The 12,921-nt window shown below is 27.5% G+C and carries 14 protein-coding genes; 7 read left to right on the top strand and 7 right to left on the bottom strand.

The features are described from left to right. Nucleotides 1-6 precede the first annotated feature (6 nt). Nucleotides 7-1,287: a tetratricopeptide repeat protein gene (locus tag HGB55_RS08355; protein ID WP_168816440.1), complete on the top strand. Its 1,281-nt coding sequence runs from the start codon at nt 7-9 to the stop codon at nt 1,285-1,287. A 517-nt stretch (nt 1,288-1,804) separates the two neighbouring features. On the opposite strand, the gene HGB55_RS08350 is transcribed toward HGB55_RS08355, so the two are convergent. Next, nucleotides 1,805-2,575, bottom strand: coding sequence for a helix-turn-helix transcriptional regulator (locus HGB55_RS08350; protein WP_168816439.1), 771 nt, complete (start codon nt 2,573-2,575; stop codon nt 1,805-1,807). Between the two features lie 270 nt (nt 2,576-2,845). On the opposite strand from HGB55_RS08350, the gene HGB55_RS08345 reads away from it, so the two are divergent. Then, nucleotides 2,846-2,995: a hypothetical protein gene (locus HGB55_RS08345; RefSeq protein WP_168816438.1), complete on the top strand. Its 150-nt coding sequence runs from the start codon at nt 2,846-2,848 to the stop codon at nt 2,993-2,995. A 15-nt stretch (nt 2,996-3,010) separates the two neighbouring features. Here the strand turns inward: HGB55_RS08345 and HGB55_RS08340 are convergent, their stop codons facing one another. Genes HGB55_RS08340 through pyrR form a run of 5 tightly spaced genes read right to left on the bottom strand, consistent with a single transcriptional unit; the run spans nt 3,011 to nt 6,109 of the window. After that, a complete protein-coding gene (locus HGB55_RS08340) occupies nt 3,011-3,928 on the bottom strand; it encodes a ribonuclease Z (RefSeq protein WP_168816437.1) in 918 nt (305 codons plus the stop codon). Beyond that, complete coding sequence (locus HGB55_RS08335) at nt 3,925-4,281, bottom strand: T9SS type A sorting domain-containing protein (RefSeq protein ID WP_168816436.1); 357 nt, start codon at nt 4,279-4,281, stop codon at nt 3,925-3,927. Before HGB55_RS08335 ends, HGB55_RS08340 begins: the two co-directional genes overlap by 4 nt. Before the next feature lie 16 nt (nt 4,282-4,297). After that, complete coding sequence (locus HGB55_RS08330) at nt 4,298-4,630, bottom strand: hypothetical protein (RefSeq protein ID WP_168816435.1); 333 nt, start codon at nt 4,628-4,630, stop codon at nt 4,298-4,300. A gap of 2 nt (nt 4,631-4,632) precedes the next feature. Further along, complete coding sequence (locus HGB55_RS08325; protein ID WP_168816434.1) at nt 4,633-5,565, bottom strand: aspartate carbamoyltransferase catalytic subunit; 933 nt, start codon at nt 5,563-5,565, stop codon at nt 4,633-4,635. A gap of 4 nt (nt 5,566-5,569) precedes the next feature. Further along, entirely contained in the window at nt 5,570-6,109 is a 540-nt protein-coding gene (pyrR, locus tag HGB55_RS08320) for a bifunctional pyr operon transcriptional regulator/uracil phosphoribosyltransferase PyrR (protein ID WP_168816433.1), read from the bottom strand. Between the two features lie 187 nt (nt 6,110-6,296). Here pyrR and HGB55_RS08315 point away from each other — a divergent pair, with 187 nt between their 5' ends. The 5 genes from HGB55_RS08315 (at nt 6,297) to HGB55_RS08295 (ending at nt 12,406) form a co-directional block, all read left to right on the top strand. Continuing rightward, nucleotides 6,297-7,631 carry a lipopolysaccharide assembly protein LapB gene (locus tag HGB55_RS08315; RefSeq protein ID WP_247649197.1) on the top strand — a complete coding sequence of 445 codons (1,335 nt, stop codon included), beginning with the start codon at nt 6,297-6,299 and terminating at the stop codon, nt 7,629-7,631. A gap of 47 nt (nt 7,632-7,678) precedes the next feature. After that, nucleotides 7,679-8,605, top strand: a complete 927-nt coding sequence (locus tag HGB55_RS08310; protein WP_168816431.1) for a DUF368 domain-containing protein — start codon at nt 7,679-7,681, stop codon at nt 8,603-8,605. 7 nt (nt 8,606-8,612) lie between these two features. Next, complete coding sequence (locus HGB55_RS08305) at nt 8,613-9,638, top strand: DUF368 domain-containing protein (RefSeq protein WP_168816430.1); 1,026 nt, start codon at nt 8,613-8,615, stop codon at nt 9,636-9,638. Continuing rightward, nucleotides 9,631-10,377, top strand: a complete 747-nt coding sequence (locus tag HGB55_RS08300; protein WP_168816429.1) for a shikimate dehydrogenase — start codon at nt 9,631-9,633, stop codon at nt 10,375-10,377. The genes HGB55_RS08305 and HGB55_RS08300 overlap by 8 nt, the downstream gene beginning before the upstream one ends. A 130-nt stretch (nt 10,378-10,507) precedes the next feature. After that, the gene (locus HGB55_RS08295) at nt 10,508-12,406 is read left to right on the top strand and encodes a DUF349 domain-containing protein (RefSeq protein WP_168816428.1); all 1,899 of its coding nucleotides are present in this window, start codon (nt 10,508-10,510) and stop codon (nt 12,404-12,406) included. Nucleotides 12,407-12,463: 57 nt separating this feature from the next. Here HGB55_RS08295 and HGB55_RS08290 read toward each other — a convergent pair. Then, nucleotides 12,464-12,921: transposase (locus tag HGB55_RS08290; RefSeq protein ID WP_168816427.1), on the bottom strand; the 458-nt coding region annotated here is incomplete at its 5' end.

Genomic DNA, 12,921 nt, shown 5'->3' with positions numbered 1-12,921 from the left:
ATTAAAATGAGAAAACAAATATTAGTTATGTCTGCTTTATTTGTCGGTATGACAGTATTCGGACAAAAGAGTGAATTAAAAACAGCAGAAAAAGCTATCAAAGCCAATGACTTTACTGCAGCGTTATCGGCTATAAATTCAGCTGAAAGCTTAATTGCAAATGCAGACCAAAAAACAAAAGCAAAATTTTACTACTTAAAAGGTAAAGCTTTGTATAAAAATGGATCAGGTCAAATAGATTATGATAAAGTAGGTGCTGCTTTTAATGAATTAATCGATTATGAGAAACAAACCAAAAGCCAAAAATATTCTAACGAAATAGCAGAGTTGATTAACAGTTTAATTACTAATGTAGCGACTAAAGCTTCTGATGATTACGAATATGCTGTTGAAACAAAAGAACCTGCTGATTATATAAAAGCGGCAAAAGGTTTTCAACAAGTTTATGCGTTAAGCCCAAAGGATACTTCATTTTTGGATAATGCTGCTTTAGTTTACTATTTTGGTAAAGATTTTGAAACTTCAAAAAAACTATACGAAGAACTTTTAGATTTAAATTATACAGGAATTTCTACTGTTTATATTGCAACAAATAAAGCTACAGGTAAAGAAGTAACGTATAATGACAAAAAAAGTATGGATTTACAAGTTAAATTAGGTTTAGCTGAAAATCCTAAAGTTGAACAAAAAGATTCCAGAAGAGAAAGCATCTTTAAAAATTTAGCATTAAATTATTCTGAATTAGGTGATACTGACAAGGCTTTAGAAATTATTGCAAAAGGTAGAGAAGAATTTCCTGAGAGTTATTCATTATTGATAGATGAAGCTAATCTTTATTATAAAATGGATAATAAAGATATGTTTAAAGAAAAATTAGAAGAAGCTATCAATATTAATCCAACAGATCCTACTTTGTTTTATAATGTTGGTGTAATGAATATGGAACAAAAAAATACCGATGAAGCTATAAAATATTTTGAAAAAGCTATAGAGTTAAAGCCGGACTATGGAGATGCCTATAATAACATTGGTGCTGCAATTATTGATAAAGCTGAGCCTATTATTGAAGAAATGAATAATAGTTTATCAGACTTTGCTAAATATGATAGATTGCAAGCGCAACAATTAGAAATTTATAAAGAAGCAGTGCCATTTTATGAAAAAGCTTATGAATTTAATGGTTCAAATATTAGTGTTATACAAACTTTAATGGGATTATATCAAAATCTTGATATGACTGATAAATACAATGAGATAAAAGCTGTATATGATTCTATAAAAGAATAAATAATAATTAAATAAAATATAAAAGCCTCTAAACTTGAAAAGTTTAGAGGCTTTTTTTTAAAAGGTACTAGTTAACTAATTCAAATAATTACAATATCCTTTTAATATTTTTATACACCAATGTTTTAATTTCAACGGTAAAAGGTTTATTTTTATGATATGTATTGTGTTAAAAATTAGTTAATTAATAAAACATATTAATTGGTTTTTTAGTAGAATGTAAAAATAAAATAGGTTATTATTTAGAGATTTTAAATAATAATGTGGGAATATTATTTGTATTATTTGGTAGTAGTTTTGTGGGATAGTAAAAAAAACGTTTTAACAGCAACAAAAGTTTAATTCATTCAAAATAATTAAAACTAGTTCCGTTTTATTTAACTATCTGAGCATATTAATACATAATTTACTTTCTCTATAAGTTAGCAATTTTATAATAACCTATTTATTTGATAGCTAATTTAGTTATCAAATAATTACTATTCAATACTCATATTGAGTAATTTTTTATTATTAACTATATAAAGCTTGGGTTGTTTTTAAAATAACTTATTAATTCTCCTGTAGAATTTAGGTTTAATTTTTTTAAGATATTTCTTCTGTGAGTATCTACAGTATGTTTACTTATAAAAAGTTTCTCACCAATTTCACTACTAGTTTGTTTTAAAAGCAATAAACGCATAATATCTCTTTCTCTGTTACTAATCATATCTAAAAGGTTTTTATTAGATAAATTGGAAAAAAATAATGTTTGGTATTCGTCTTTGTCATTTAAATACTTTGCAGAAGCACAGATGTCCATTTTAATTCTACTATCTAAAACTGTATAATGTGCTAAACCTATTACAGGTTTATTAAATTCATCAAATTGTAAAGGGGTAGTATTTTGGATAATATTCACATACTTATTGTTGCCATTTTTTAAACGATAATTCCAGGTATAACTCATTCTTCTACGTTTTTCATCACCTAATTCATTCATAGTGAATTCCATTAGATGTTTTAAAGATTGAATCCAAACTTCAATATCATCAGGATGAAAACGAGACCAAAAGTAATCCATTCCTTCATCCATCATTTTTTTACTGTTTAAGCCCAAACAAGAAGAAAAATTTTTGCTGATATATTCAAATTTTTGATCTACAGTATTTGTTATGCAAAAGAAAGTTGTGTTATATGGGTAATAAAAATCGAGTTCAATTATTTTTTTTATATGTTTTTCAATTTTAGTTGAACTATAAGTTTCAAAAATTTCTTTATAAAGTGTATGTATTGAGAAGTTCTTCAAAATATAATTTAATTAAAACTAATACTATTAAAAAGTTATATAAATATATATAAATTTTTTTCTTATAAGTAAATCAGATTTAAATGTTGAATTTTATATATAATAAGTTTATTGCATATTAAATAAATGGTTATAAAAATTAAATAAATGGTATAAAAAATCAAATAAAAGGTAAATATATTTGTTTTATTTATTTATTTTTTTATAAATTTACTGTCGTAAGAATTTAATATCGATTCTGTAATTAACTCAACCCCAAATATTTTTATTATGAAAACGATATCTATAATGGAGTCTCACACTTCTGAAGCAATACAAAATTTTGCCAGAAAGAATTATGAAATTTATGTGGAACACTACAGATCAAGAAAGTTAGAACCTATGCCATTAAAAGAATTTTTAAAAAACTACATTAGTTAGTTTGAAATTGTTCAGTTATTCTATTTTATAAACTTTACCTTCTTCAGCTAAAATAGTATTTTCAAAAATTTCTTGCGCTTCTTCTTTAAATTTCTCTTTATCTTTATATCTGCTACTAAAATGTCCAAGTATTAATTGTTTTACTTGAGCAAGTTTAGCTATGTTTGCAGCTTGCTCTGCTGTTGTATGTTTTGTGCTTTCTGCTAAATTTTCTTTGTCTTTTAAAAAAGTTGATTCATGGTATAAGCAGTTTACATTAAAAATTACAGGAGTAATATCAGGTTTAAATGAGGTATCACTACAATAGGCGTAAGTTAGTGGTTTAGGTGGATCAATTGTTAATTCTTTGTTTTTTATAATTAAGCCGTTACTTAAAACAAAATCTTTTCCATTTTTTATGTTTTGATAATCACAAATATCAATTTCATCAAATTTTTTTATTGCATTTGTATTTAATTTACGTGCTCCAACTTTTTCTTTAAAAAGAAATCCATTTGTGTAAACTCTATGGTTTAATGGTATTGTATAAACTTCAACTTTTTCATCTTCAAAAATAAGTTCACTGTTGTTAGATTCTAATTGATGAAAAATCAAAGGATAGTTAGTCCACGAATTTGAAATTTTTAATTGTAAAGTAATTATTTCCTTTAATCCTTTTGGAGCATATATATGTAATTCTGTTTTTCTGTTAAGAAGTCTAAAGGTTGAAATTAGACCAACTAAACCAAAAAAATGATCCCCATGTAAATGAGAAATAAATATATGTTTAATTTTTGTGAATTTAACACCATACTTTCTTAATTGAACTTGAGTTCCTTCTCCACAATCAATTAAAAAATGATGATTTTTTATTTCTAAAAATTGTGATGTTGGGTGAGCATTTACACGTGGTGTGGCAGAATGGCATCCTAAAATAGTGAGTTTTAAACTCATCTAATTACGAGTCTTTTAGAAACAATCTCAGATTCAGTTTGCAGTGTATAAATATACATACCTTTACTTAAATCATTTCGATTAAATTGAATAGTGTTATATCCTGATTTTGAGTTGATCAGTTCCTTATAAACAGTTTTTCCCAATAAGTTTTTTACCGTAAATTCAATATGTTGGACTTTTGTAGAATTAAAATTTATGCTTGTATTTACAGAAAAAGGATTTGGATAGGCTGATATTGATGATAAAGTTACAGGAGGTTTAGTATCATCAGCCTGAATATTTTTTTCCTTTTGTTGTGCAAAAGAATAAGTAAATAACAGTAAAAAAGTTATTAAAAGTAATTTTTTCATCAATAAGCTATTGGTTTTAAAATCCTAAATCACGTTCAATGGCTTCCATTTCAAGAACATCTAATGCCTCAACAAATGTTGGAACAACATTAATTTCTTCAGGGACATCGCTTATATTTATACCATTACATACAATCACAAAGCTTTTATCATTCTGGTAGTGGAGCACACTCATATTCAAAAATAATAAAATTTCTTTAATATTGATGTTAATTTTTTCAGAAAAATCTATAATGATATGTTCTTCAATAAATTCTGGTTGTTTATTTTGTAGTTTTGTTATGAATTGATTTACAGAATATTGACCAGGTTTTATATGTGTGTATTTTTCAGTTTTATTAATTATCATTTTTATTTATGTTGAATTTGTTGAGCTAATAAATAGATTACAGCCATACGAATTGCAACACCATTTTCAACCTGATTTAAAATAATAGATTGATCAGCATCAGCAACATCACTTGTTAATTCTACACCTCTATTTATTGGTCCAGGATGCATAATAACAATTTTCTTGCCAAGTGAGTCTAATAATTGTTTATTTATTCCGAATAATTGAGAATATTCTCTGGTTGAAGGAAAATAATTTATTTCCATACGTTCATTTTGAACTCTTAAAACATTAGCAACATCACACCATTCTAATGCTTTTTTAATATTGTATTCTACGCCAACACCTAAACTTTCAATATACTTTGGTATTAATGTTTTTGGACCACAAACTTTAACTTCGGCGCCTTGTAAATTAAGGGCATAGATGTTAGATAATGCTACACGAGAATGTAAAATATCTCCAACAATCACAATTTTTTTACCTTTTACACTGCCTAATTTTTCACGTATAGAAAAAGAATCTAACAATGCTTGAGTTGGGTGTTCGTGTGTACCATCTCCTGCATTAACTATTCGTGCATTAACATGTTTTGATAAAAAATCGCAAGCGCCAACATCAGGATGTCTCATTACTATAATATCAACTTTCATTGATAAAATATTATTTGCAGTATCAATTAGTGTTTCACCTTTTTTTACTGAAGATTGAGCAGCTGAAAAGTTAACCACATCGGCAGATAAACGTTTTTCTGCTAATTCGAAAGATAACCTTGTGCGCGTACTGTTTTCAAAAAATAAGTTGGCTATTGTAATATCTCTTAGAGAGGGTACTTTTTTTATGGGTCTGTTAATTACTTCTTTAAAGTGGTCGGCAGTTTTAAAAATTAAATCAATATCAGCTTTGTTTATATGCTTTATGCCTAAAAGGTGTTGTACGCTTAATTGACTCATGAGATTAATTGTTTATTATATAAACGGCATCTTTACCGTCTTTTTCTTTCCAATGAACTGTAACTTTTTCTTTATTAATAACATCAACCTGCCTACCTCTGTAATCAGGTTGAATTGGTAAATCACGACTAAACCTTCTGTCTACCAGTACTAAAAGCTCAATTTTACTTGGTCTTCCAAATGATTGGATGGCTGTTAAAGCTGATCGAATACTTCTTCCTGAAAAAAGAACATCGTCAATAAATACTACATTTTTATCTTCAACAATAAAATTAATAGTTGTTTTATTAGCTTGTAAGGGTGCTTCACGCCTTCTAAAGTCATCTCTATAAAAGGTAATGTCTAATTGCCCTAATTCAACATTAGAAACATTATAGTCATTTTTTAAAATAGCAACTAAACGTTCAGCTAAAAATATACCTCTAGGTTGTAGTCCTATTAGTACGGTGTTTTCGAAATTGTTATGATTTTCAATTAACTGACACGCTAACCTATGTAGTATAATATGAATTTCTTTTGAGCTAAGTAGTATTTTTTTACTCATTGTATACCAAACATTGTTTGTAATACAAATATAATGTATTTTGTTAATTAATTTGTTAAAAACATTTATATGTTGCTATTAATTTTAAAAATTAGTCTTGTACTTTTATTAAAGTAGTAATTATATAATCTTCATTATGTCTTTAACTCCAAAAGAAAACAATTTACCACTATCAAAATTTGAATCTATGTTAAAAACGAATAATGTTTATTTCTTCGACTCGGTTGAGTTTGAAGAGATTATACATTATTATATAGATTCAGGGAAGAACGCATTAGCAAAAAAAGCTATAAACCTTGGTTTAAAGCAGCATCCAAATTCAATTATGCTAAAATTATTACAGGCCGAATTATTAATTTTTGATAACGAATTAGACAAAGCTTCTGCCTTGTTAAAAGATTTGCAAGCCATAGAACCTACTAATGAAGAAATATATGTACAACAAGCAAGTATTTATTCAAAAAAAGACGATCACAACAATGCTATAAATTCATTAAAATTAGCTTTAAGTTATACAGATGATGAAGCAGATATTTTGTCTATGATTGGTATGGAATATTTGTTTTTAGATGATTTTGATAAAGCAAGATTAAATTTTGCAAAATGTTTAGAAGTTGATTTTGAAGATTATTCATCACTCTACAATGTAATATATTGTTTTGATATGCAAAATCAACATGAAGAAGCGGTTGAATATTTAAATAATTATATTGATACAGATCCGTATAGTGAAGTTGCTTGGCATCAATTAGGAAGACAATATTTTATTTTAGACAAATTTGAAGAAGCTTACAGGGCTTTTGATTATGCTGTTTTAATTGATGAATATTTTGTTGGAGCATATCTTGAAAAAGCCAAAACATTAGAGCAATTAAATCGATTTGATGAAGCTATTGATAATTACAAAACAACAATTGAGTTGGATGACCCTACTTCTTTTGCTTTTTTAAGAATAGGAGAGTGCTACGAAAAATTAAATAAATTATCGCTGGCAATACAATATTATCAAAAAGCAGTTCACGAAGATCCTTTATTAGATAAAGGTTGGATTGCTATTACAAATTTAAATATCAAACAAAAAAAATATAGAAAAGCATTATATAATATCAATAAAGCTATTGAGATTGACGAAGAAAACACATTGTATTGGAGAAAGTATGCCGAGATTAATTTAAAACTTAACTTTTTTGAAGAAGTAATAAAAGCATTTCAGCGTTGTTTAATGTTGCAAGATTACGATTTAACAATTTGGGTTGGTTTAAGTGATGTATTATGTTTTATTGGCGATTATGAAGATGCGCTTACAAATCTTTTAAAAGCAAAAGCATATTTTAAAGATTTTGCTGAAATAGAATATAGGCTAAGTGCTTTATATTTTAAGTTGAAAAATGCTGAAAAAGGAACGGAACATTTACTTGAAGGATTGGCTATAGATTTTGAATATAATTCGATTGTTAAAGAATTATTTCCTGAAGTTTATCAAATGAATCAAGTAAAGGATATTATAAGTAATTTCAAATAAACTTCATTTTAAAAATGCTACATTTGTGGGAAAATATTTAGCCATAAATGCAACAGCGAAAATTTATTAATTATATAGTAATTACCCTTAAAGGAGTTGCTATGGGAGCTGCTGATGTAGTTCCGGGTGTGTCTGGAGGTACAATAGCTTTTATTTCAGGTATTTATGAGGAGTTGTTAACCTCAATAAGTTCCATAAATATTGCTACTTTAAAACTCCTGAAATCAAAAGGTATTAAAGCGGCTTGGGAAGCAATAAATGGTAATTTTTTAATAGCATTATTGTCAGGTATATTTATTAGCATAATCTCATTGGCAAAATTAATTTCTTGGTTATTAGAGCATAAACCAATTTTAGTTTGGTCATTCTTTTTTGGCTTAGTGTTGGCGAGTATCTTATATGTTGCAAAACAAATTACAAAGTGGAATATAGTTACTGTAATTTTGTTGTTGGCAGGTGCAATATTGGCATATTATATAACTACATTACAACCTTTAATTTCTGAAAATTCATCACCTTTATTCTTGTTTTTAGCGGGTGCTTTAGCAATATGTGCAATGATTTTACCAGGTATTTCTGGTGCTTTTATATTGGTTTTGTTAGGTGCATATAAACCTGTTTTGGACGCAGTACACACTAAAAACTTGCAATTATTAGCGGTGTTAGCTGCAGGAGCAATAGTTGGATTATTAAGTTTTTCTAAAATATTGAAATGGTTATTTAGTCATTACCGAAATTTTACTTTAGCAATTTTAACAGGTTTTATTTTAGGTTCTTTAAATAAAATTTGGCCATGGAAAAAAGTATTAGAAACAAAAATGTTTGGAGATAAAACCATAGTAATAAAAGAAGTTAGTGTTTCTCCATTGTCATTCGATGGAAATCCGCAATTAACAACAGCTTTAATGTTGTCTATATTAGGATTTGCAGTAATTTTGATATTAGAAAAACTTGCAAATAGTATAAATAACTAAATAAGTAATGGCACGTAGAGAACGCACATTTTCAGATAAGTTTTTCCTTTTTATTAAAGGATTGGCAATGGGAGCCGCAAATAAAGTTCCCGGAGTATCTGGAGGTACAGTTTCTTTTGTGTTAGGATTTTATGAAGAATTAATATATTCTTTCAAAAAAATTAATTACAAAGCTTTTTTATTACTTATAAACGGAAGATTTAAAAGTTTTTATAAGTATGTTAATGGTACTTTTTTATTACTGGTTATAGGTGGAAGTGTTTTTAGTTATTTTAGTGTTTCATTGGTATTAGATTATTTACTAACAAATTACGAATTATATGTTTGGAGCTCATTTTTTGGGATGATTTTAGGCTCAATATTCTATATCTCTAAAGATTTTAATGATTGGAGAGCTAAAAATGTTGTTTTAATGATAATGGGTATGGTATTAGGTATAGCTATAAGTTTTATGAATCCTGCGAAAGAAAATGACAATTTGTGGTTTGTTTTTATTTGCGGAATTATAGGTGTTTCAGGAATGACATTACCGGGTTTGTCAGGATCATTCATATTAATTTTAATGGGAAATTACGTGTTGTTATTGGTTGATTCTGTAACAATGCTATACAAAACCTTGTCGGAAATCCTTATATTGAATTTTAGCTTTATAGATAATGTTGAAAGAATAAGGTACCTTAAAATAATAGCAACATTTGCCGGAGGATCAGCATTTGGATTGGTTTTTATATCTCATATATTAGGTTTTGTACTTAAAAGGTGGCATCATTTGGTAACTGCAACCATCATAGGTTTTATTACAGGTTCTTTAGGTATAGTATGGCCATGGAAAAAAGAAGTTTACAAAGTTGTAAATGGCAATTTTGTATATGATGTTAATGGAGATAAAGTAATTCAAAATTTCAGCAGGTATTTTCCTGATTTTGCCCAAAAGGAAACTTGGATTGCAGTTTTTTTTATTTTAGTTGGAGCAGCAATTATATTGTTGCTTGATAAGTATGGAACTGAACGTAAAGAATATATAGATGAATAATCGTTTTAAATTTGGCTTGATAGGGAGAAACATATCCTACTCATTTTCAAGAAAATATTTTTCTGAAAAATTTCAAAAGTTAGGATTAACAAAATATAAATACTTCAATTTTGATATTCCTGAAATTGAAGAATTTCCATTTATTTTATATCAAAAAAAAGATGATTTTAAAGGTTTAAACGTTACAATTCCTTACAAAGAATCAATTATAAAATATTTAGGTGAAGTTGATGTTGATGCACAAAAAATAGGAGCGGTGAATACAATAAAAGTAACCAATGATAATAAATTAATTGGTTATAATACAGACGCTTATGGTTTTGTGGAGTCAATTAAACCATTACTGAAAAATCATCATAATAAAGCACTAATATTAGGAACCGGAGGAGCTTCAAAGGCAGTTGCCTTTGCTTTGGAAATGTTAAATATTCAATTTAAATTTGTTTCTAGAAAAGTAGCAGAAAATGTTTATTTGTATTCAGTTTTAAATAAAGATATAATTGAAGAATATACTGTAATTATAAATTGTACCCCACTTGGAACATACCCCAATATAGACGATGCCCCAAATATTCCATTTCAATTTATAAATAATAAACATTTACTTTATGATTTAATATATAACCCGGAAGAGACTAAGTTTTTGCAAGAAGGAAAAAAAAGAGGAGCTATTACAAAAAATGGACTCGAGATGTTGGAATTGCAAGCTGAAAAGTCATGGGAAATATGGAATTCATAAAAAGAATTACTTAAATTTACGCAACTTTTGTAAAAAATTAACATCTTATAAAGAAATAGTGTTTTATTTATAAAACGCTATTTATAAAGCAATTATATAGTATAATTAAACGAACATTAAACATTTTTATATGTTAGACAACAATAATAAATTACCAGTAGAAGATAATAATTCTAATCCAGACCATACAAAAAAAACTGAAACATCAAAAAAGAATGAATTAGATGAAGTAAAAATCGTATCGTCTAATCAAGCTATTGATGAAATTGAAAGTAAAATTGCTGAAAGTTCAGAAAATGTTGATTTTCAAGATGAAGAAATGCTTGATTACAGCAGTTTTACGCTGGAGGATTTAGTTAACGAATTAAGTAATTTAGTAAAAAATAAACCGGTACAAAGTATCCAAAATAATGTAAATAATATTAAAAGTGTTTTTAATGTTAAGTTTGGGACGTTACTTAGAAAAGAAAAAGAAAAATTTTTAGAAGAAGGAGGTAATATTGTTGATTTTCAATATAAAAATCCTTTAAAAACTACATATAATAGTATTCTTTACGACTTCAAAGTTAAAAGAAATGAATTCTTTTCTAATCAAGAAAATAAACTAAAGGAAAATTTACAAGCGAAACTTGATTTAATAGAAGAACTTAAAGATTTGATAGATAATGCCGATGGAGCAACTATGTATAAAATGTTTAAGGATATTCAAGCACGTTGGAGAGAAATAGGCCCTATTCCAAGAGCTAAATATAATGATACTTGGAGAACATATCATCATCATGTAGAACGCTTTTATGATTTATTACATTTAAATAATGATTTAAGAGAACTGGATTTTAAACATAATTTAGAAGAAAAACAGAAATTAGTTGAAAAGGCTGAAGAACTAGCTGAACTTGAAGATGTAAATGTTGCATTTAAAGAATTACAGGTATTGCATAAGTTATGGAAAGAAGAGGTTGGACCTGTTGCTAGTGAATTTAGAGAAGAAGTTTGGGAGCGTTTTAGCGCAGCTACTAAAAAAGTTCATGATAAGAGGCATGAATTTTTTAAAGACCTTAAATCAAAATACGAGAAAAATATTGAAAAAAAGTTAGAAGTTATCAATCAAATTAAAGCATATGATACTTCTAAAAATCATACAAGAATTGATTGGCAAAAAAGTATAAAGGATATTGAAGAGTTGCGTAATAAATTTTTTAGTTTAGGGAAGGTACCAAGATCTAAAAATGATGATGTTTGGAACAAATTTAAAGAAGCTACAAAAAAATTCAATACTGAAAAAAATCAATTTTTTAAAGATGTTAAAAAACAACATTTAGAAAATTTAAATAAAAAGAAAGCTTTAATTGAAAAAGCTATTGAACTTAAAGATAGTGAAGATTGGGATACTGCAACTGAAATAATGAAAAAAATTCAGGCAGATTGGAAAACTATTGGACATGTACCGCGTAAATATTCTGACAAACTGTGGAAAGAGTTTAAAGATGCATGTAATCATTATTTTGATAGGCTTCACAATAAACAAGATGAAGGAAATAAAGAGGAACTTGAAGTTTTTAATAAAAAGAAAGCTTTATTAAAGCAACTTAAAGAGAAGGTTGAGAAAAAAAATGAATTTACTTTAGAAAGTTTAAAAGAATATATTGAAACTTGGCGTAACTTAGGTAGAGTTCCGTATGAAATGAGACATATTGAAGCTAAATTCAATAAACTATTAGATAAAATTATAGATTCGAGCCCAATTGATAAAAAAGAGGTAGAAATGATTAAGTTTGAAAACTTAGTTAATAGTTATTTAGATCAAAAAAATTATAGAAAATTAGATTCTGAACAACTTTTTGTAAGAAAGAAAATTGACGAAACAATTAGAGAAATTCAGCAATTAGAAAATAATATTGGTTTTATTTCCAACGTGTCTGATAAAAATCCTTTAGTAATGAATGTTAGAGGTCATATTGATGAATATAAAGAGAAATTAGAACTTTGGAAAGCCAAACTCGACTACTTAAAACAATTAAACTATTAAAAAAAAGGACACTGTTTCACAAAGTGAGTAAGTATAAAATATCGAGGGTTTAGCTAATTATAGCTGGACCCTTTTTTCAAATATGACAAGGAACTGATTTAGGATAATGCCCCAATTTTGGATTGGCATTGACCATTTTTTGGCAGCTTCTCTCAAAGCCAAATATACGGATTTCATTACAGATTGATCAGAAGGGAATGAAAGTTTGTTTTTGGTGTACTTTCGGATTTTCCCATTCAGATTCTCAATAATGTTCGTTGTGTAGATTATTTTTCTGATTTCCAGGGGAAATTCAAAAAATACGGTCAGGTCTTCCCAATTGTCTTTCCAGCTTTTAATGGCGTAGGAATATTTATCTTCCCATGCGGCTGCAAAATCGTCCAAAGCGGCCCTGGCGGCTTCTTTTGTGGGTGCATTGTAAATATGTTTCATATCCCTTGTAAATGCTTTTTTGTCTTTCCAAACAACGTACCTGCTGGCGTTTCGGATTTGATGGACCACACAAATCTGGGTTT

The sequence above is a fragment of the Lutibacter sp. B1 genome (assembly GCF_012524075.1).
GTDB lineage: Bacteria > Bacteroidota > Bacteroidia > Flavobacteriales > Flavobacteriaceae > Lutibacter.
This window is presented reverse-complemented; position numbering and strand designations above follow the sequence as displayed.